This window comes from Sphingomonas sp. CFBP 13720, assembly GCF_014842075.1.
GTDB lineage: Bacteria > Pseudomonadota > Alphaproteobacteria > Sphingomonadales > Sphingomonadaceae > Sphingomonas.
This window is the reverse complement of sequence record NZ_JACYVA010000001.1, coordinates 22,565-43,147: the sequence shown is the minus strand read 5'-3', so window position 1 is coordinate 43,147 and position 20,583 is coordinate 22,565. Positions and strand designations below refer to the sequence as shown.

Genomic DNA, 20,583 nt, shown 5'->3' with positions numbered 1-20,583 from the left:
CTGGCGTAGCGTTGCGTTTTTCGAACAACCGCAGCAGCTATTGATCGGCGCGCAATCGGTACCCAACACCAAGTTCGTTGGCGATGATGCTGCCGACCGCGCCCGGCGCTTCCAGCTTTTGCCGGAGATTGCGCACGACGATCCGCAGATACTCGATGCGGGGGTCCTCCCCTGCCCAAGCAACCGCAAGAATGCGGTCGTGCGTCACGACGCGGCCGGCATGACGCGCCAATAGCGCGAGAACGTCGTGCTCCTTGCGGGTGAGGTGTAGTTCCACTGTTCCGCGGCAGACGAGGCGACGATCAAGATCGATCGTAACGTCACCTTTGCGAACGATCTTTGGCGCTGTCTCCGACACCCCGCGGTGGCGAAGGGCGACACGCAATCGAGCGAGCAACTCATCCGTATCGAAAGGCTTGGATACAAAATCGTGGGCGCCAAGATCAAGCGCGGCGACCTTCTCGTCGGTTGCGTCGCGAGCAGAGACGACAAGGATAACGGTGTCGCTGTTCTGCAGGAGGAGCGGGATAAGGCCGAGCCCGTCCCTATCCGGCAGGCCGAGGTCTAGGAGGATCGCGCTGGGGTATTCGACTCCGGCGCGCAGTACGGCATCGCGTCCGTCGGCCGCTTCCACAACAGCATAACCGGCCCTTTCGAGGGTGTTGCGCAACAGGCGGCGGATCGAGGCTTCGTCATCGACGACGAGGATCTTTGCAGGCATCAGATGTGGCTCTCGGAAGTGTTGCGGACGATCAGGTCGGCACCGAATACCAGTGTGAACGCGGCACCTTCTCCGTCGTCCCGGTTTCCAGCTTCGACGCTCATCCCCATCGCCTCGGCAAACGCCTTGACGATCGCAAGGCCAAGGCCCGTGCCGCCAATCGCACGATCAGAGCCCTCGAGGCGGCGGAAGGTCTCGAACACCTCCGCCTCTCGCCCGGGGGGTAAACCTGGTCCATGATCGAGGATGCTCAGCCGTATCTGGCCATATAGGTGGACGCCCTCGACGATGATGTCGGTTCCAGGATCGCCGTAGCGCCCGGCATTGTCGAGGAGGTTGAGCAGGCAATGGTGCAGGAGTTGCGCGTCTACGCGGGCGAGCGGCAGCGATGGTGATACCTGAAGGCGCACGTCATGGCCCTGCAATGCCCGCCGGGCATCGTGCGCGGCGCCGGCGACGGCATCGCTGAGATCGGTGGCCTCGACGTTGAGCTTCAACGCTCCAGCCTCCACCCTCGCCATGTCGAGCAGATTGGCGACGAAGCGGTTAAGCCGCGCGGACTCGCTCTTGATGGTGCCGATGAGTTCCGGCGTCGCACCGTGATCGAGCTGATCCGCCGCGGCGATCACCGCGGTCAGCGGGGTGCGCAGATCATGGCTGACCGACGATAGCAGGGCAGCGCGCAGGCGATCACGGGTCCGTACGGCATCGACGTCGCGCATCTCTGTCTCGAGTCGGAGTCGTTCGAGTACCAGCGCTGCCTGATCGATCAAGCTGGTCAGCAGCGGCAACTGATCGGCACGGATCGGATCGCCGCTATTCTCTTTGGCCGCCCCGATCACCGCCAGCGCCTTGCCCCCTGCCTTGAGAGGCTGGAAGAGCCACTCCGAGGCAGCAAGCGTGCCCGATCCCTTGCCTGCCGACGTGCCGTTGTCGAATGCCCAGTTGGCCGCTGCCATGTCCATCGTATCGAGCCGGTAACCAGGAGCGCTGGCGGCCTGGACGGTGAGACTGGTGCCTCCCGAGGAGGTGAGCAGAACCGTCTGGACGTCGAACAGACGCGCCAGGTCGTCGCAGATCATGCGGGCCGCGACCGATGCGTCGTTGATCGTGCTCAGCTGCCGCAAAAAGCCAGCCAAGGTGGCATTCGTCCGTGCGCTGGCCGCAGCCATATCGGCCTGAGCACGAACGCGCGAGGTCAGCTGGCTGGTAGCGATCGCCACGCCGAGCAGTACGAATATCGACACGACGTTCTCAGGGTTGCTGACGCTCAGCGTTCCCACCGGTGGCAGGAAGAAGAAATTATAGGCCAGGCTGGACGAAATGCCTGCGAACAGTCCTGTTCGAAGACCGAACAGACTTGCGGCAGCCATGACGGGCAACAGAAAGAGCAGGGCAACGTTGCCGAGGTCGAGGATATGGAACAGCGCGCTGGCAAGCGCGGTGACGACTGCCACGAGCAGCAGCGTGACGAGGTAACCGGCAGGCTCGCCCCAGTTGCCACTCTGACGACGTACCGGTGATGAACCCGGTTCCTCCTCCATCGGCAGGACGTGCACGGTGACGCCCGGTGTCTCGCGGATGAGGCGATCGACGATCGAGCCGTGGAGGAGCTCGAACCAGCGCGACCGACGGGACTTGCCTACCACGAGCTGCGTAGCGCGGGCGTCGGTCAGAAAGCCGCGAATGCCCTCCACAACGGAGGTCGCAGGTACGGTCGCAACCGCAGCACCAAGCTGCGTCGCCAAGGTCATCACCGCGGCAACCCGCTGGTGCTGGGCGTCGCTGAAATGAGCGGTCCGCGGCGTCTCAATGAAGAGCGCTGTCCAAGGTGCCCGCAGGCCATCCGCTACCCGCTTGGCCGCGCGCACCAGGCCGTCGGAGCCAGGCAGTTCGTTGATCGCGACGACGATGCGGTCCGAACCCGCCCAGGTGCCACCGACGCCGAGCGCCCGGACATGCTCCAGCATCTGGGCATCGACCGCCTGCGCAGCTCGCCGCAGCGCAAGCTCGCGCAACGCCGAAAGATTGGATTTCGAGAAGAAGTGGCTGAGCGCGCGCGTCGCCTCATGCGGCAGATAGATTTTGCCGGCCTTCAGTCGCTCGATGAGCTCGTCGGGCGGAATATCGACGACCTCGATCTCCGCCATCTCAAGGATGCTGTCCGGCACCGTCTCACGTACCCGGACGCGGGTGAAACTCGCGACGATGTCGTTAAGGCTTTCGACATGCTGGATATTGACGGTTGAATAGACGTCGATGCCTGCCGCCAGCAGTTCCTCGACATCCTGATAGCGTTTGGGATGACGGCCGCCGGGCGCATTGGTGTGCGCCAGCTCGTCGACCAGGACGAGACGTGGACCGCGCGCTAGGACGGCGTCCAGGTCCATCTCCCCCAGTGTGCGGCCCTCATAGGCGATGTTGAGCCTCGGGATGATCTCATGTCCGCGGGTCAGCGCCTCGGTTTCGACCCGTCCATGCGTTTCGACCACGCCGACGACGACATCGGTACCATCACGGCGTCGTGCGGCGCCTTCCGACAGCATCTCGAAGGTTTTGCCGACGCCCGGCGCTGCTCCCAGGAATATCTTCAGCCGTCCCCTCCCCTCCCGCGCGGCTGCACGCAGGAGGGCGTCGGGATCTGGTCTGCCGTCGCCACTGACCGGCATCAGCGCGCGGAGGCGTCCAAAGCGCGGTTCAGGCCAAGCACGTTCACGTGCGGCTCTCCGAGGATGGAGTTTTCGGTCGATCGCATGACGATCCCACGCACCGCATCGACCGACATTGCTCGAACGCGCGCAATGCGGGGTGCCTGAACCAGGGCGGCGGCTGGCGACAGATCAGGGTCGAGACCTGAGCCACTGGCAGTGACGAGGTCGGCCGGAAGCGCGCCCGTCGCGCCTTCCGCCTGCCGGCTGGCGACATCGGGTTTGACCCTATCGACCAGTGCCTGAGACGCTGGGCCAAGGTTTGACCCCGACGAAGCGAGGCCGTCATAGCCCTTGCCGGCCGCCGACGGCCGGGTCTGGAAGTAGCGGTCCGAGGTGAAGGCCTGGCCGACGACGGTCGATCCGATCACCGTGCCGTTTGCGCTCACCAGGCTGCCGTTCGCCTGCGAGGGGAATATCATCTGCCCGATGCCGGTCATTGCCAGGGGGTACAGGATCCCAAGAAGGGCTGCGAAGAGGATCGTCATGACGATCGCGGGCCGCAGGGCGGAAGTGAAGTCTTTGCCCATGATGGTTGTCCTTATGCGAGGCCGATGCCACCGACGACAAGGTCGATGAGCTTGATGCCGATGAAGGGCGCAACGAGGCCGCCGAGGCCGTAGATGGCGAGGTTGCGCGCAAGCAGCGGCCCCGCTGCCATCGGCTTGTAGGCCACGCCCTTGAGCGCCAGCGGCACCAGCATTGGAATGATGATCGCGTTGAAGATGATCGCCGACAGGATCGCGCTCTGCGGACTGCCAAGCGCCATGACGTTGAGCACGCCGAGCCCGGGATAGAGCGCGACGAACATCGCCGGGATGATCGCGAAATACTTCGCAACGTCGTTGGCGACGGAGAAGGTGGTGAGCGCACCCCGTGTCATCAGAAGCTGCTTGCCGAGGCCGACGACCTCGATCAGCTTGGTCGGGTCGCTGTCGAGGTCGACCATGTTCCCGGCCTCGCGGGCTGCCTGCGTGCCGGTGTTCATCGCCACGCCAACGTCCGCCTGCGCCAGCGCAGGTGCGTCGTTGGTCCCGTCTCCGCACATTGCGACCAGCTTGCCGCCCTGCTGCTCCTTGCGGATCAGCGCGAGTTTGTCCTCGGGACTGGCCTGGGCGAGAAAATCGTCGACCCCTGCCTCCGCCGCGATTGCGGCAGCGGTCAGCGGGTTGTCGCCGGTGATCATCACCGTCCGGATGCCCATCTGCCGCAGTTCGCCGAAGCGTTCGCGAATGCCGGCCTTCACCACGTCTTTGAGGAAGATCGCCCCCAACACGCGACCGTTCTTGGCAACCGCCAGCGGGGTGCCACCAGCACGCGAAATCTCGTTGGTGATCCGGCGAAGCTCGGTCGCGGCAGCAGTTTCCTCAACGCCCGGATTGGCCTTGAGGATTGAATCCACCGCGCCCTTCTGCACCAGCATGTCGGGGGTCTGCACCCCGGAGATACGGGTCTGCGCAGTGAACGGGATGACCTCGGCACCCGCCGGTAGCTCGCTCGTGTGAACGCCGAACTTGTCGCGGGCGAGAACGACGATGGAGCGGCCTTCCGGCGTCTCGTCAGCGAGGCTGGCGACCAGCGCCGCCTCCGCCATCTCGGCGTCCGTTGCGCCACCGACGCTGCGGAACTCACTGGCTTGGCGGTCGCCGATCGTGATCGTGCCGGTCTTGTCGAGCAACAGGACGTCAATGTCGCCCGCCGCCTCGACCGCGCGACCGGACTTGGCGAGGACGTTGAAGCGCACCAGCCGGTCCATGCCCGCGATCCCAATCGCCGACAGCAGCGCCGCGATCGTCGTCGGGATCAGCGTAATGAGCAGCGCCGCGAGGATGGCGACCGGGATCGAGCCGCCGGCGTAAGCGGTGAAACCCGGAATGGTCGCGACCGCGATCAGGAAGATGATCGTCAGCCCGACGAGCAGCAGCGTCAGCGCAATTTCGTTCGGTGTCTTCTGCCGCTCGGCGCCTTCCACGAGGGCGATCATGCGGTCGAGGAAACCCTGACCGGGCATCACCGTCACCTTGACCCGGATCTCGTCCGAGATCACCCGCGTGCCGGCGGTCACCGCCGACCGGTCGCCGCCTGCCTCGCGGATCACCGGCGCGCTTTCGCCGGTGATCGCCGCCTCGTTGACCGAAGCGACGCCGGAGACGACCTCACCGTCCGATGGGATCAGGTCATTGGTTTCGACCAGCACGATGTCGCCCATCTTCAGCGCGCTGGCAGGCACAGTCTCACGCTCCCGGCCGTCGCCCTTGAGGCGCTTGGCGGTCAGCTCCGCCTTGGAGGCGCGCAGCGATGCCGCCTGCGCCTTGCCGCGCCCCTCGGCCAGCGCTTCGGCAAACGTGCCGAAGAGGACGGTCAGCCACAGCCATACGACGAGTTGCAGCTTGAAGCCGCTGGTTAGCCCGTCGTTGCCGATGGCGAGCAACACGATCATCAGCGTGGCGACAGCCGCGGTGACGAACATGACCGGATTGCGGATCAGCTCCGCCGGGTTGAGTTTGACGAACGAGGCCTTGATCGCCGGCACGACGAGGTCAGCCGTGAACAGGCTTTTCGATTGGGTCTTTGCCATGTCAGGCGCCCCTTCAGGACAGTTTGACGCTAATCATCGCGAGATGATCGGCGATAGGGCCAAGCGCGAGGCTCGGCAGGAAAGTGAGGCCGCCCAGGATCAGCACGATGCCGACGAGCAGCCCGACCCACAGCCCGCCCGTGGTCGGGAACGAGCCGGCACTTTCCGGCGTGTACTTCTTCGCTGCCAGGCCGCCGGCGATCGCCAGCATCGGCACGACGATGAAGAAGCGGCCGACCCACATCGCAACGCCGAGCAACCCGTTATAATATGGCGTGTTGGCGGTGAGGCCTGCGAACGCAGAGCCGTTGTTCCCGACCGCGCTGGTGAAGGCGTACAGGATCTCGCTGAACCCGTGCGGCCCCTTGTTGAGCGGCCCTGCCAGTCCCTGTTGCAGCACCGACGACAGCGCCGTCAGTCCCAGGATCATTAGCGGCAGCACGGCGATGGCGAGCACCGCAAGCTTCACCTCGCGTGCCTCGATTTTCTTGCCGACATATTCAGGCGTGCGGCCGACCATCAGTCCGGCGACGAACACCGCGAGGATGGCGAACAGCAGGAAGCCATAGATGCCCGCGCCGACGCCGCCGATCACGACTTCGCCCAGCTGGATGTTGAACAGCGGAATCATGCCACCGAGTGCGGTGAAGCTGTCGTGCATGCTGTTAACGGCACCGCACGACGCAGCGGTAGTGACAACCGAGAACAATGCGGATGCAGCGATCCCGAAGCGGATCTCCTTGCCCTCCATGTTACCGCCTGCGACGCCGAGATTGTGCAGTACGGGGTTGCCTGCGGCCTCCTGCCAGTACGTCACGGTGACGCCGGCGAGGAACAGGATCACCATCGCCGACAGGATCGCCCAACCCTGCCGCGTGTTGCCGACCGCCTTGCCGAACGTCCAGGTCAGGCCGAACCCGATCAGGAAGATCGACAGCATCTGCACCAGATTGGTCAAGGCGGTCGGGTTTTCGAACGGATGCGCGCTGTTGGCGTTGAAGAAGCCGCCTCCGTTGGTGCCGAGCATCTTGATCGCTTCCTGGCTGGCGACGGGGCCGAGCAGCAGCGACTGTCTCGCACCTTCCAGCGTCTGCACATCCACCACGCCGGACAGCGTCTGAGGCACGCCGCTCGCGATCAGGAACGTCGCATAGACGATGCTAATCGGGAGCAGCAGGTACAGCGTGACTCGAGTCGCATCCGCCCAGAAATTGCCGATCGCCTTAGCCTCGCGCCGCGCAAAGCCGCGGAACAGCGCGAACGCCAGTGCGATGCCGGTCGCCGCCGACAAGAAGTTGTGGATCGTCAGCCCCAGCATCTGGGACAGGTTCGACATCGTCGATTCCCCGCCATAGCTCTGCCAGTTGGTGTTGGTGGTGAAGCTGATCGCGGTATTGAACGCGAGGTGGGGCGACAGCCCCGCCAACCCTTGCGGATTGCCCGGCAGCACGCCCTGCAACCGCAGCACGGCATAGGTGAACGCCATCAGCGTGGCGTTGAATAGGAGCATGTGCACCGCGTAGCGCCGCCAGCCATATTCCTGGTTGGGGTCGATGCCGGCCAGCTTATAAAAGCCCGTCTCGACCGGGCCGAGGACGGTGTGCAGCGGCGTGCGGCGACCTTCGTACAGCGCGAAGAGGCACGTGCCGATCGGTTTGGTCAGCGCGAGCAGGATGGCGACGAAGCCAAGGATCAGGATCCAGCCCTGGAATGTCATGGGTCCGCTCCTTTCTAGAAGCGTTCGGGGCGGATCAGCACCGCCACGAGGTAGATGAGAAGGCCAAGCGCGGTCAGCGCCGCGAGCGACAGATCGAGGGTCATCGCATCACCTCAGGCGTTGTCGCACAGGCGTGCATAGGCGAGCGTTGCTGCCACCAGCCCGAGCATGACGAGGATCCAAAGCAGGTCGTCCATCAGCTGTTCCTCTTCAAACAGCGGCGGTCAGCGACACGACGAACGTGCTGCCGGCGATATTGCCGGTGCCGTCCTGCCCCTTGCTGAAGCTCGGGCGCAGGTAAGTCGCCTCTCGGGCGGAGATGTCGGTGTCGATGTACGAGACGTTGAACGTCAGGTTCTTCCACGTCGCATCCGCACCCAGCGACCAGTCCCAATACTCGCCTGTTGGTGCGACTGCGGTGGCATTGGGACCCAACCCGTCCTGGCCCCAGCTGTGACCGACGTGTGCCTTGGCGGTGAACGGCGTACCGGTGACAGCGAACGCACCGTCACCCCACAGGTAAAGGTTGTCGTCCTTGTCGCCTGGATCGTTATAGACGCCCGCGGCTGCATCGGTTCCGGTGTTGTACCATTTGCCGATCGCCTGCTGCTTGAGCGCGTACGCTACGCCTGCTGTGAAGGTCGCAGGCCCCGCCGTGCCAGTAAGCTTGGCGTATGGCTCGGCGAAATCAGTCTTATCCGCGCCCCCTGGATACATGTACCAGGTCAGGCCGACGTCCAGCGTCGCGTTCTCAGCAAGCTTTGCCTTGTAGCCGCCGATCAGGTCGAGCTCCATGTTGGCGCCACCGAATGTACCCCAACCAGCAAGGTTGGATGCCCAGGTGCCGATGTAGAAACCGCTGTCGTGCACGATAGTGATTCCACCCTGCACCGCCATTTCGCGATCAGATTGCGAGACACCGCGGAAGCGATAATCCGAAGCGATTGCCGCCGATCCGCTGACGGTGATCGCAGGTGGTGGTGCCGTGTCACCGGTCACCTTGTCCTCAGGCGTCGATTGCGCCTGTGCGACGGCAGGAACTCCAATTAGCACAATGGCGATGAGCGGTAGTGTACGCTTCATTCTTGCCCCCAGCGGAACTGGCTTCCGCTAAGTGAGCGCGGAGCCTTAAGGGCACGCAATTAGGCCTATGCCGCGTAGCAATTCGAGATCGATTCCGGGAAAACGCATATAGCTGGCATATACCTGACGTTTTTACCTCTATCGGTCCTTTCAGTTTAGTTCGTTCAGAGTATCAGGTCTTTTATGACCGCCTTGCTGTAGATCACCTGCGTTGACCTTACGTGAAGCGAAAGACGCACCGTTCCTTCCAAACCGGTCCTACATGCTCGTACACTCAGGATGCCGAACGGAACATATTCGGCCGGTTAATATGCCCGATGAAGAGGTCGAACTAAGAGCATTGCTCAGCTGATACCTTCAACGTCAATGTAGCCACAGTGCGAAGGGTGACCCAATTGCGGCCTTTCAGGCATTCTTCCCACCGCCCGGTATCTGCCGCTTGTTCATGTGAGCGGGCCGACGGCTTAAGCGAGTCCTACTAGCACCAGGGAACGGCTCGGATTGGGGACTTTTCTGCCGGACAGCTTTGAGGATCAAGAGGGTCCAAAGCCGTCGGCGCGTGGTGTCACAACCGTTCGGTTTGGACGCGGCAGACTTCCTAATTGAACCAAGTTACAAAGAGCCCAATGGTTTCTCGAACCCTATTAGCGGCTTGGCTGGGCGCGCTGACCGGGTGGAAAAGCAAAGCGGCGCGCAGCCAGTGCGATTACGAAAGCAATCACCGCCATCGTGGCGACCGCTGGCGGCAGCAGCGGCGTCCCTCCAGTCGTGAGCAGCGCCCCGCCAAGCGCACCACCGGCCGCGATCGCCAGGTTCCATGCTGTGGTCACCATTGCCTGTGCTAGATCGACGCCATCGCCGGCCGCGTCGGCCGACGCCGTCTGCATCATCGCCCCGGCACCACCAAAGCCCAAGCCCCAGATGACGGCACCGGCATAGACGGCAATGCTCTGTTCACCGGCGATCGTCAGGAGGATCGCGACCGCCGCGAACGATCCGATCGCGATCAGAACCAGTTGGCGCAACATCCGGTCCACCAGCCGCCCAACGATCCAGATGCCGGCCAGTGAACTGACGCCGAACGCCAACAGGACGAGATCAACCCGCACTGCCGCAGCCGTCGCGAACGGTGCGATATAGGTGTAGAGGATGTTGTGCGCCGTCATCCAGGCCAAGATGACGAGCAAGATGGGCATGATGCCCGGTGTGGCGACGACGCGACGGAGCGAGGGGCGATCGTCGCCCGTCCGACCGGCGGCATCGGGCACTTTCACGACGATCCAACCGATCAGCACGATGCCGACCGCCGAGAGGATCAGGAACGATCCGCGCCAGCCCACCAGGCTCCCAAGGAACGTTCCCAACGGAACACCCAACGAGAGCGCCACGGGCACGCCGACCATGGCGACCGCCATCGCCGGTCCGGTCTGATCGGGACGCACGATGCTGCGCGCGTAGCCCGCAAGGATTCCCCAGGCGAGACCCGCTGCACACCCGGCGACGAACCGTGCAACCAGCACGAGCGCGATCGACCCGGCCAGTGCCGTCAACGTGTTGCCGATCACGAAGCAGACAATGGTGGCGAGCAGTACAGGCCTTCGGTGAAGGCCTTGCGTCAGACTGGTGAGTGGGATCGCGGCCAGCAGCGATCCCAGAGCATAGACCGCAACGAGTTGCCCCGCGATGGCTTCGGAGACCCGGAGGCCGGACGCGATCTGCGGCAGCAGGCCGGCGGGCAGCGTCTCGGTAACGATGCACAGGAAGCCACTGGCCGCGAGGCCGGACAGCGCTGCGGTCGGCAAGCCCGCCCTCGGACCGGACTCCTCTCCGACGTGGCCGGGCGTAAGGGAAAGCGGCATGATTGTCCTTGGCATTGCTATGATGCCCGCCCCGTTCGAGGGAGCAATCCGAAGCGTGGCTTATTCCGTTAAAGCCCACTATATAAATACCGCTTTATGACGCAAGGTAATTTTATAGTGACCGATAAAGGAAATAGGAGGGCACGAGGACGGCCGCGCGGTTTCGCGCTCGACGATGCGATCGAGGCGGGGCAGCATCTGTTTCACGAGCATGGCTACGAGAAGGTCAGCGTGGCCGCGCTGACCGAGGCGATCGGGATCACTCCGCCAAGCTTCTATACGGCGTTCGGCAGCAAAGCAGCATTCTTCAGGGATGCGTTGCAGCGCTACTCGACGACGGTAGTGCCGCTTGATCGTTTCCTGATCCCAGGCCGATCGCCCCGGACTGCCCTCGGCGACATGCTGACGGCTGCGGCACGCGCTTATTCAGCCCACCCGCAACGGCGTGGTTGCCTCATTCTCGAACACGCCAAGGCGGGGGCGACGGAGTGGGGCATCGTCGCCACGCAGATCGCAGGCGAGAACCGCAGTAGAGTGCAGGCGTTTCTCGAAGCATCCGACATCCCGGCGCCGGCCCGCGTCGCCGATTACGTCGCCACGACCATGCTCGGCCTGTCGTCCGCCGCACGCGAGGGATGGGAGGAAGCAAGGCTGATTGCCGTGGCGGAAACCGCGTCGGGGGGATTAGTCCAGCTCGTGCAGCGCTAACGATCTTAGTGTCAGGCTGTCAGAACCGGTCGGTTGCGACGCTGCAGACGCGACGACGGCTTACTGGGGCTTTGCGTGTGTCAGAGCCCCAGCCAAAAATGTCCGCTTCCAAGACCGGCAGCTTGCCTCGGCTACGTCTGCCTTTGGGTCGCGAGCCGACTGGCAGCTTCGCGGCCAGGCAGACCCAGCTCCGGACAATTGGGGCTGCCAGCGGCTTGTCCGAGATCCGACGTTCGTTCAGCTTCCCGTTATGACCTGGTTTCGAGTGAACAGTTCAGAGGAGCTTGTCGAGCGTGATCGGGAGGTCGCGAACCCGCTTGCCCGTCGCGTTGAACACGGCGTTCGCCACTGCGGCTGCCACGCCGGTAATGCCGATCTCGCCAATCCCGCGAGCGCCGAGCGGCGAGCGTGGGTCGGGGATACCGGTCCAGATCACGTCGATTTCCGGCACGTCCATGTGAGAGGGAAGGTGATAATCGGCGAGCGTCGGATTCATGATCCGGCCGGTGCGCTCGTCGAACAGCGTCTCCTCGGTCAGCGCAAGGCCGAGTCCCATGATCATGCCGCCGCGGAACTGACTCGCCGCGGTGCGCGGATTGAGGATCGTGCCGCAATCGAACGAACCGAGCAGCCGATCGACCCTTACCTCGCCGGTCACGTCGCTGACGCGCAGCTCACAGAATATTGCCGCCGTGCTGTGCATCGCGAACTTGAGCACTTCGAGCGGTGGTGTTCCTGAGGCGGTGACACTGACCTCGTCGCGGTTGGCGCGCGAGAGGATCGAGGCAAAGGTCTCGTGCCGACTTGGCTCCGCGGCACTGGCGAGTCCCTCTTGGCTCATGCGGGTCTCGCCCACCCGCAGTCCGGCGAGGGGGCTGTCGTTGCCGGCCAGGCGCAACAACTCGATGGGCAACTTCTCCGCTGCGGCAAGGATCGCGCCGGCGATCGAGACGGTCTGGCCTGACCCCCCCGCCATCGGCGCGGCGGGGAGTGCGGAATCCCCGATCTCGATCGATACGGCAGCAAGTGGCAAGCTCAACCGGTCGGCCACTTGCTGCGCCAGCACGGTGGCGGTTCCCATGCCCATTTCCTGCCCCGAGCAAGCAAGGCTGGCCGTGCCGTCGCGGCGAACCGTGAGGCGAACGGCGGCGCCGGGCATCCGCATATAGGGAAAGCTGCCGCTGCCGCAGCCCATGCCGACACGCCACTCCCCGTCCCGCTGCGCACCCGGCGTCGGGTTGCGGCGTTCCCAGTGAAAGCGAGCGGCACCATCGGCCCATGACTTGGCCGGGGCATGCTGCGAGAAAGAGACGCCGCTGATCGGGTGCTTGTCGGGCAGATTGCGCAGCCGGAGCTCGATCGGATCGAGCGCCAGTGCATGGGCCAGTTCGTCGACCGCGCTTTCGAGCGCGAAGGTGCCGACCGCCTCGCCGGGAGCGCGCATGAACGTGTTGGGCACCACGGCAAGATCGATGTGCCGCTGGAGAATCTCGAAACTCTTGGAGCGGTACGCGGCCCTCGTACCCAACGTATAGGCTTCTGGGGACGCGCTATAGGGCGGCATCACCGACCAGCCGTCGTGCAGCAAAGCGGTGAAACGGCCGTCCGCGTCGGCACCAATGGCGACGCGCTGCTCAGTCGGGCTGCGGCCGCCGATGATCCGGTAGACGCCTTCCCGGGTGAGCTGAAGCCTGAGCGGTCGGCCGACCATCCGCGCGACGGCGACCGCTACGACCTGATGATCCCAAAACCCCTTCCCGCCGAACCCGCCTCCCACGAACGGCGAGAGCACGCGGACCTGCTCGCGCTTCAGCCCGAACAGCTTGGCTAAGGTCGCCGCCTCCGCCGCGATCATCTGCGTGGTGTCGTGCACGGTAAGGTCGTCATCTGCCCAAACGACGGTCAGCGCGTGCAGCTCGATCGCGTTGTGGTTCTGCCACGGGGTACGGTAAACACTGTCGACCTTGTGGGGCGCGCGTGCCAGCTCGCGCTCGGCGCGCCCGAGGGACACGTGGTTGCGCTCGATGAGCAGCGACGGAATGATGCGCGCATCGGCCTTGGCCACCTCAAAGCGCGTCTCCGCTGGCGCCGCCTCATACTCGATCGCGACCAGCGACGCGGCATGATCGGCTTGCTCCTGCGTCTCCGCCACCACCGCCGCGACTACCTGACCGTTATAATGAACCTGATCATCCTGGAGGATCGGCAGGTTGCTGTTGCCGATGGCGGTCAGGTCCGACATCGCGATCAGCGCTGGGCTGGCGATTCGCGGCATGTTGTGATGCGTGACGACCAGCACCACGCCTGGTGCCGTCTCCGCCGCCGACGTATCGAAATGCACGATCCGGCCGCGTGTAATCGTGGCGTGAACCAGTGCGGCATAACAGAGGTCAGCCACTGCAACTTCGGCTGAGAAGCGTGCCAGCCCCTGCACCTTAACCTCGCCATCGACTCGCGGCGCCTGCCGACCAATCTCGCCGCGCCGTCCGATCAGCGGGTCGGGGGTACCTCCGGGCAGCCACTGCGCAGGCACCCAGCCAAGCGCCCCGCGTACCGAGCCGACGAGGATGTTCTGGACCCGGCTCATGCGCGCGCTCCGCTCAGTTCGGTAAGGACCGCCGCCAGCGTTCGCGTCGCCAGCGGCACCTTGAAGGCGTTGCCCTGCAAGGGTGCGGCGTCCGCGAACTCCGCTTCGGCCGCTCGCGTGAACGCGTCGGCCGTTGCAGGGCCCCCGCGCAGCGCAGCTTCCGCCCGCAACGCCCGCCATGGCTTAGCGGCAACGCCGCCGAGCGCGATGCGCACGTCTACGATCCGATCGTCATCCAGCGTCAGCCCGGCCGCAACCGAGACAAGGGTAAAGGCGTAGCTCGCCCGATCGCGCACCTTGCGGTAAGTGGACCGTAACGCAACGTCCGACAGCGGGACCTCGATCGCGACGATCACCTCGCCTGGCGCCAGGATCGTCTCGATGTCGGGGCGATCGCCAGGCAATCGATGGAAATCCAGCAATGGTACAATCCGTACCCCGGCGGCGCTGGCCAGATGAAGCCGCGCGTCCAGCGCAGCGAGTGCGACTGCCATGTCCGAAGGATTGGTAGCGATGCACGACGGCGACGTGCCCAGAATGGCATGGTAGCGGGTGAACCCGCCGCGTGCGTCACACCCGCTGCCGGGGACGCGCTTATTACACTTCGATCCGGCCGGATCGACAAAGTAAACACAGCGCGTCCGCTGCAGCAGGTTGCCACCGACCGTCGCCATGTTGCGGATCTGCGCGGAGGCACCACCCAGGATCGCCCGCGCGAGCATCGGGTAGCGCGTGCGCACCAAGGGGTGCGCGGCGACTGCGGCGTTGCGCGCCGCCGCGCCGATCACGAGGCTGCCGTCGGCCGACTCCTTGATCAGCATCGATAGCCCGGACACATCGACCAAGGCTGCCGGCTGTTCGACGCCCTTCCGCATCAAGTCGACGAGGTTGGTCCCGCCGCCAAGCAGGCGATGGCCGTCGAGTGCGCCAAGCCGAATCGCATCTGCCGCGCTGCCAGCGCGGTGATAGGAGACCGGCGTCATACCGCGCGCTCCGCCGCGACGGCCATAATCGCGTCAACAATACCGTTGTGCGCGCCGCATCGACACAGATTGCCGCTCATCCGCTCGCGCACCTCGTCACGCGACACCGTTACCGGTCCCGATAAATCGCGCGTGATGTAGCTCGGCAAGCCGGCCTCGATCTCCTCCAGCATCGCCGATGCGGCGCAGATCTGGCCCGGGGTGCAATAGCCGCATTGCAGGCCATCATGTTCCAGAAACGCCGCCTGAAGCGGGTGCAGTGCGTCGGCGCCAAGCCCTTCGATCGTTGTCACCGCTCGACCGTCAACCTGCGCGGCGAGCGTCAAACATGAAAGGACGCGCTCTCCGTCGACCAATACGGTGCATGCGCCGCAGGCGCCTTGATTGCAGCCAACCTTGGTGCCGGTGAGATGCATGCGGTCGCGAAGCAGGTCGAGTAGCGACACGCGCGCGTCGTCAGGCGGTGCGACGTCGGTCCTGTTGATCCTGATAGCCATAAGCCACTCCCGGCGCTGCGTGATCTGCGTACCGAGCATGTTACTACGAAATTCGTACTGTTCAAGGATCGTATGAGATTATCTTTGCCATCATCGCGATCAGTTGCCCCCGCTCGCTCACCGACAGCGGCTCCAGCATCCGCCGATGGAGCTCGCCGTACATCGCCGACATTGCGTTTACCCGCTGCTGGCCCGCGGCAGTTAGGCGGAGCGCGACGGAGCGGCGATCGACGTCCGTTCGGTGGCGCTCTAGAAGGTCGCGCTTGGCCAGGCGGTCGGTCGCCGACGAGATCGTGGTGTTCGCGACGCCGATGAAGCGTGCCGCATCCGTCGGTCCGCAGCTAGGATGCTTGGCGACATAAAACAGAACTTGCTTGTCCAATTCGTTGAGCGGCTTTTCCGCAGAAAGCGCCTCGGCCAGCTTGTACCGGCGCGTGAACAGGTCGAACGCCTCACTCAGTGCTGCGAGTTCCTCGTCGGTGGGCATCGTCATGGTGTCGGCATAGCCTTCTCACGCCCAGTTGTGCCAGCCGCTTTCCGGAGAGCGCGACCGAGCGCTCAATGAGACTGCTCGCCGTAACAAGCCATTAAGCGTGACCAAGCTGACAATGCCGGGGCTGGCCATCGGTGGCGGCGGCCATGGCGGCATGGGCAAGCTCCAAGGCGAACAGTTAAGTGAGTATGCCACCAAGGTGACGAAGAAGGTTCTGCCGGATTGGGGACACTGGCTCCCCGAGGAGTGCGCGTCCGCGCTCAACCCAGTCGTTGTAAATTTCCTTACAGCGAAGTAACCATAGCGATGCCGGCAGCTATCCACCCCGCTCCACTCGATAGCTGCCGGTCTGCCCGCCACCAATCATCGACCTTCGTGAACGCCTAACCGTGCCCCCTTCCCCCGTATCATCCCGACCAATAGTTCCGCCTCGGTTAGCGCAAGCGGCCAATCCGCTCGATCGTCTCCGCAATTACGAGTTCGTCCGGCTGCAGGTCGCCGACCATGCGCAAGAACTCGGGCCGATCGGCGCGCGCGCCCGACGCCTTCTTACGGTACGCCGGAGCGACATGAAAACTAGCCGCTCGTGTACCTGCAACGATGCTCTCCTGTCGGGTAGATACTGTTCATTGAACCGCCCCCGGTTTGCCAAAGGCGTGGGGTTGTGGGTTCCGCTGCCATATCGATGGCATCCGCGGCAGCATAATATTGCTTTTCGGCCTCGGCAGGCGGGATGTTGCCGATGGGTTCAAGCAGACGACGATGGTTGAACCATTCGACCCATTCGAGCGTGGCATATTCGACGGCTTCGAAGCTGCACCACGGTCCCCGCCTGCGAACAGAAGCCGCATAACTCTTACTACATGGCCTGCGGCCGTCATGCTCGACCGGTTCAGCCGGACGCACATCACCGTCCGCGCTCATTCGTTGGAAGGCAAGTTCGCAACCTTCGCCAGCCCAACCGCTCGCTAGACGGTCCGTGGCGTACCCGGTATTGAGGAAGAGTACACCGGACGACGGACAAACCCGGGGGGGAATATGACAGGGCAGGTCGGGGAACCGGCGCGACGGATAGAGGGGTGGAAGTCGATCGCCGCCTATCTCGGCCGCGACCGCTCGACCGCGATCCGCTGGTCGCGCGAGCGGGGCCTGCCTGTCCATGCCCTACCCGGTGGCCGCAGCCGCAGCGTCTACGCGCTGGCCGCTGAACTCGACGCCTGGATTTCGGGGCAGAGGGCACTGCTACCGGACCAGGTGCCCGACGCCATTCCCGACCCGCTGGTCCCGAAACCGCCGCCTGCCCGACCGCCAGCCACCGCCATCGATCCGCTGGCGCTGCCCCGCCCTGCCCCGCCGCGCCACTGGTCGATTGTGCTGAGCGCGCTGGCGCTGCTGGGGGTAAGCGTTGCCGGGTTCGTGTGGATCGACGCCTCGCCCGACCGGCTCGACGTGCCGACGCATGCGCGCTTCGTCGCCGCGCGCGACGACGTGGCGATGCGCAGCGCCCCGCGCCTACACGCCGCCACCGCCACGCTGACCCGCCTTGCCCACGACCATCCCGGCAATGTCGAGGTGCAGGAGGCGCTGGCCGAGGCATGGGTACTGATCCGCGAATTCGGATCGGCCGCTGACACGCTCTGCATCAGCCGGGCTCGCGCGGCGGCGGCGGCGGCCCGCGCCATCGATCCGAACTCGGCCGTCGCCGATCGGGTCGACGGGGTCATCGCCTATTGGTGGGACGGCAAGCCGCAACTGGCGGGCAAACTGTTCCGCCGCGCGATAGCCGATGCCCCGGGCGATCCGCTGGCCCATCTGTGGTATGCCAATATCCTTGCCGACAATGGTGAGGACGCTGCCGCTCAGCGGGCGTTCGACACCGCGCGGACGCTGGCGCCGGGGGCGCCATGGCTGCTCGCCGATTATGGCTGGGGCCTGTGGTCGGCGGGCCGGACGAAGGAGGCGCAGGCGCTGCTTACCACCGTCGCCACCCAGTATCCAACGCTGGCCAGCGTCCACGACGCGCTGAGCGTCACCGCGCTCGCCGCGGGCGATCTCGCCGGCTATGCCCACCACCTGTCCATCCGCGCCCGCGTGCGCGGCGAACCCGAACTACTTGCCTATAGCGCCGCGCTCCGGCGCACAATCGACAGCGACCGGCGCGCCGGCATCGGCTCGGCCGCGACCTATGCGGTGATCCTTAGCCGTGCGGTGTCGATCACCCAGAATGACGACCTGCCGGATCATAGCTGGCCGGCCTTCGTCGCCGCGGTCGCGGGCGACCGCGCGGCGCTAGTCGCGATCCTCGACGAAGCCCGGGCGCGTGGCGAACGATGGGGATCGGCCGGATTCGTCCGCCGCGTCCGAGCGCGCTTTGCCGGCGATGCGCGGATCGATGCCGCGCTGCGGGCCCTGGCACAGCCACCGATCGACACCGCCTGACCAGTCGATATGCCGGATTCCGCACCCGTTTCACGTCGTCACCGCCCGATACGATGCTTTGCGACACATTGCCACCGGACGATTCCGATCGGGCGGGCATAGCATCGAACCGTTCGATAACGACCGGTTCGGGGGACCAGATGACGGGGGTACGCACAGTCGTTTCGACCGAATGGGAGAAGGTCGCGGACCATGGATCGAGGGACCCTGGCCGCGACTTGTATTGGCAGGGCTGCGTCGACCATGCGGACGAAGCCGCCGCACTGATCGACGCGGGCGGTCGCATTCTGCGCACGACGGCGTCCTGCGACGCGCTGCTGGTCACCGGTGGCGACGGCGTGGCGCGCTGGACGCTGCTGCCCTGGGAACAGGCCCGGGTCGACACCGTGCTCGCCCGCGCCACCTCGGAGATCGCGCCGAAGGCAGCCGCATTACGCTATCGCGCCGCCCCTGATCGCGCGCTGCTGATCCTGATCGCGCGGCCGGTGCTATCGGCGATGCGGTTGCTGCACGCCACGCCCGGCGCGGCGGTGGTCAGGCTAATCGACCCGCTCGAGCGCCCTGTGGCGGCACCGGAGCTGTGGCGCGAGGCGTTCGACCTGACCCGTAGCGAGGTCGCACTCGCCGCGTTGCTGATGGCGGGCCATTCGTTGGAATCGGCGGCGGCGGCGCGCGAATGTTGCCAGACGACGTTGCGCGTCCATCTGCGCCACATCTTTGTCAAGACCGGCGTGTCGCGCCAAGCCGATCTGGTCAGCCTACTGGCGCGGTTCGGGCGGGAGTAGCAGCCCCCGCTTCGGCACCCGATGGGTGCCACACCGGCTGCTGCCGCCGCGTCGACCCCTCGCGCGGCGGCAGAGGACCGATCAGTTCGAACCGAAGAGGTCGCGCTTGAACAGCTTGTCGCCGATATTGGCCTGTTCGGGCGCGGCGCGATCGGCGATCACCACGTCGCTTTCGGCCGCGAACGCATCGATGTTCTTGACGACCTTCGATCCGAAGATATCGTCCTCGTCGAGGTTCGGTTCGTGCACGACGTCGATGCCCTACGCCTCCATTCGCTACATGATCCTCTGAATCGACGACTGGCGGAAATTGTGGGCTCGGGCCTCCATGGCCAAGCGGTACACGCCGACCTTTTCGGACGCGCGCGATGATCTGACGGGCGAGGACATCCCTGCGAGTGCGGTTCGCAACGACGATCACGCGGATCAGGTTCTGCGGCACTTCCGAGCAATTGGCGAGCTGCTGCCTAGTATCCTTAGGGAAGCCATAGCCGCCGTAACCGAAGCTCGGATTGTTGTAATGCATGCCGATCCGCTGGTCGAGGCGACGCCCTCAATAATCGGCTTTGCGTTCTTGCCACCAGCGATCCCATAGCTGTCGAGTTCATCGAAGAAGTCGACGCGCATCCCGAGATAGGTATCGGCTAGAAGCTTGAACGCCTCCGCCTCGCGGCTGTCACTGAAGACGACGGCCACATCTTTTTTCCGCATCCTGCAGCAGCACGTCGGCGAGCATCATCGCCCGGTCCGACCGTTCGCCGACGATGATTCGCAAGGGTGAAGATTGTCGTACAACGTGTCTCCTTCAGGGGAATCCTGGGCTGAACACCACGTAAACCGGGTGCAGCCGCTGGCGAGCTTCATCGAAAAAGCCGACCGGAATGGTCGACTTCGCGATGGTCGCCGTCTGCGGTGCGGTGGCCGCCGCCTTGCTGATGACCGCCTCGACCGAGCTAGTGTTGAACTTGTCGGTTTCGACGTCGTACTTGGTCAGGGCGGCGACGATGACATAGCCCGCGCTGTCCAGCGCCGCATCGACAGCTGTGGTCGCGGTCAGGTCAAGCGTGTATTCGGCGAGTAAGTGTTCCAACTCAGCATTGACGGTCGCGACTTGCGGCAGTTGACCGGCGCGACGTGGTCCTCCGAATGTCCACGGCGACGACGGTGCTGTGCTGCACCAGCAGCACCGTCTTCGACGTTCCCATATAAGCAAGCCCGGTAACCGCGATCTTCGTGCTCGTCGCCTCTCGCCCGAACGGCGCATCGCCGCATGAGCAAACCGCCTAGCCTCGGAACGGGCACGTCCCCCCCTGAATGCGGCGTCACGGACGGAAAAGCGCTTCGATTCGAGAAACATTCCAGCTTTTCGGACCATAAAATGTTGCGTAACAAAAAATTGTTGCTGGCCGGGACGGTAGATGCCGT

General features: G+C 64.6%; 17 protein-coding genes and 2 pseudogenes. 4 read left to right on the top strand and 15 right to left on the bottom strand.

The features are described 5' to 3' along the window. Window positions 1-37: 37 nt before the first annotated feature. The 8 genes from IFT55_RS00270 to IFT55_RS00235 form a co-directional block, all read right to left on the bottom strand. A complete protein-coding gene (locus IFT55_RS00270) occupies window positions 38-721 on the bottom strand; it encodes a response regulator transcription factor (RefSeq protein WP_192088418.1) in 684 nt (227 codons plus the stop codon). Then, a complete protein-coding gene (locus IFT55_RS00265; protein WP_192088417.1) occupies window positions 721-3,390 on the bottom strand; it encodes a sensor histidine kinase in 2,670 nt (889 codons plus the stop codon). Before IFT55_RS00265 ends, IFT55_RS00270 begins: the two co-directional genes overlap by 1 nt. Next, window positions 3,390-3,959, bottom strand: coding sequence for a potassium-transporting ATPase subunit KdpC (kdpC, locus tag IFT55_RS00260; protein WP_192088416.1), 570 nt, complete (start codon window positions 3,957-3,959; stop codon window positions 3,390-3,392). The genes IFT55_RS00265 and kdpC overlap by 1 nt, the downstream gene beginning before the upstream one ends. An 11-nt stretch (window positions 3,960-3,970) precedes the next feature. Further along, window positions 3,971-6,007 (bottom strand): potassium-transporting ATPase subunit KdpB, encoded by a 2,037-nt coding sequence (kdpB, locus tag IFT55_RS00255; RefSeq protein WP_192088415.1) that lies wholly within the window; start codon window positions 6,005-6,007, stop codon window positions 3,971-3,973. 13 nt (window positions 6,008-6,020) lie between these two features. Next, complete coding sequence (gene kdpA, locus IFT55_RS00250) at window positions 6,021-7,724, bottom strand: potassium-transporting ATPase subunit KdpA (RefSeq protein ID WP_192088414.1); 1,704 nt, start codon at window positions 7,722-7,724, stop codon at window positions 6,021-6,023. A 14-nt stretch (window positions 7,725-7,738) separates the two neighbouring features. Beyond that, complete coding sequence (gene kdpF, locus IFT55_RS00245; RefSeq protein ID WP_192088413.1) at window positions 7,739-7,828, bottom strand: K(+)-transporting ATPase subunit F; 90 nt, start codon at window positions 7,826-7,828, stop codon at window positions 7,739-7,741. A gap of 106 nt (window positions 7,829-7,934) precedes the next feature. Further along, window positions 7,935-8,807 carry a TorF family putative porin gene (locus IFT55_RS00240; protein ID WP_192088412.1) on the bottom strand — a complete coding sequence of 291 codons (873 nt, stop codon included), beginning with the start codon at window positions 8,805-8,807 and terminating at the stop codon, window positions 7,935-7,937. Window positions 8,808-9,451: 644 nt separating this feature from the next. Continuing rightward, a complete protein-coding gene (locus IFT55_RS00235; protein WP_192088411.1) occupies window positions 9,452-10,666 on the bottom strand; it encodes an MFS transporter in 1,215 nt (404 codons plus the stop codon). A gap of 117 nt (window positions 10,667-10,783) precedes the next feature. Between IFT55_RS00235 and IFT55_RS00230 the strand changes: the two genes are divergently transcribed. Then, complete coding sequence (locus tag IFT55_RS00230; protein WP_192088410.1) at window positions 10,784-11,374, top strand: TetR family transcriptional regulator; 591 nt, start codon at window positions 10,784-10,786, stop codon at window positions 11,372-11,374. Window positions 11,375-11,648: 274 nt separating this feature from the next. Here the strand turns inward: IFT55_RS00230 and IFT55_RS00225 are convergent, their stop codons facing one another. The 4 genes from IFT55_RS00225 to IFT55_RS00210 all read right to left on the bottom strand — a co-directional run bounded on the left by IFT55_RS00225 (window position 11,649) and on the right by IFT55_RS00210 (window position 15,934). After that, on the bottom strand, window positions 11,649-13,961 hold the full coding sequence (locus IFT55_RS00225; RefSeq protein WP_192088409.1) for a xanthine dehydrogenase family protein molybdopterin-binding subunit: 2,313 nt from the start codon (window positions 13,959-13,961) through the stop codon (window positions 11,649-11,651). Next, window positions 13,958-14,944 carry an FAD binding domain-containing protein gene (locus tag IFT55_RS00220; protein WP_192088408.1) on the bottom strand — a complete coding sequence of 329 codons (987 nt, stop codon included), beginning with the start codon at window positions 14,942-14,944 and terminating at the stop codon, window positions 13,958-13,960. The genes IFT55_RS00225 and IFT55_RS00220 overlap by 4 nt, the downstream gene beginning before the upstream one ends. After that, complete coding sequence (locus tag IFT55_RS00215) at window positions 14,941-15,441, bottom strand: 2Fe-2S iron-sulfur cluster-binding protein (RefSeq protein ID WP_192088407.1); 501 nt, start codon at window positions 15,439-15,441, stop codon at window positions 14,941-14,943. The genes IFT55_RS00220 and IFT55_RS00215 overlap by 4 nt, the downstream gene beginning before the upstream one ends. A gap of 61 nt (window positions 15,442-15,502) precedes the next feature. Beyond that, window positions 15,503-15,934 carry a MarR family winged helix-turn-helix transcriptional regulator gene (locus tag IFT55_RS00210; protein ID WP_192088406.1) on the bottom strand — a complete coding sequence of 144 codons (432 nt, stop codon included), beginning with the start codon at window positions 15,932-15,934 and terminating at the stop codon, window positions 15,503-15,505. A 100-nt stretch (window positions 15,935-16,034) separates the two neighbouring features. On the opposite strand from IFT55_RS00210, the gene IFT55_RS00205 reads away from it, so the two are divergent. Beyond that, window positions 16,035-16,232 (top strand): hypothetical protein, encoded by a 198-nt coding sequence (locus IFT55_RS00205; protein ID WP_192088405.1) that lies wholly within the window; start codon window positions 16,035-16,037, stop codon window positions 16,230-16,232. A 136-nt stretch (window positions 16,233-16,368) separates the two neighbouring features. On the opposite strand, the gene IFT55_RS00200 is transcribed toward IFT55_RS00205, so the two are convergent. Both IFT55_RS00200 and IFT55_RS17300 read right to left on the bottom strand, forming a co-directional pair. After that, entirely contained in the window at window positions 16,369-16,536 is a 168-nt protein-coding gene (locus IFT55_RS00200) for a recombinase family protein (RefSeq protein ID WP_446740701.1), read from the bottom strand. Continuing rightward, window positions 16,511-16,768 (bottom strand): annotated as a pseudogene (locus tag IFT55_RS17300) (hypothetical protein); the annotation flags it as partial. The pseudogene IFT55_RS17300 and the gene IFT55_RS00200, both read right to left, overlap by 26 nt. Window positions 16,769-16,972: 204 nt before the next feature. Between IFT55_RS17300 and IFT55_RS00190 the strand changes: the two are divergent. Further along, the gene (locus IFT55_RS00190) at window positions 16,973-18,373 is read left to right on the top strand and encodes a tetratricopeptide repeat protein (protein WP_192088404.1); all 1,401 of its coding nucleotides are present in this window, start codon (window positions 16,973-16,975) and stop codon (window positions 18,371-18,373) included. A 140-nt stretch (window positions 18,374-18,513) separates the two neighbouring features. Beyond that, entirely contained in the window at window positions 18,514-19,158 is a 645-nt protein-coding gene (locus IFT55_RS00185; protein WP_192088403.1) for a helix-turn-helix transcriptional regulator, read from the top strand. Between the two features lie 81 nt (window positions 19,159-19,239). On the opposite strand, the pseudogene IFT55_RS17760 reads toward IFT55_RS00185, so the two are convergent. Then, window positions 19,240-20,363, bottom strand: a pseudogene (locus IFT55_RS17760) (nucleotide sugar dehydrogenase). Window positions 20,364-20,583 lie beyond the last annotated feature (220 nt).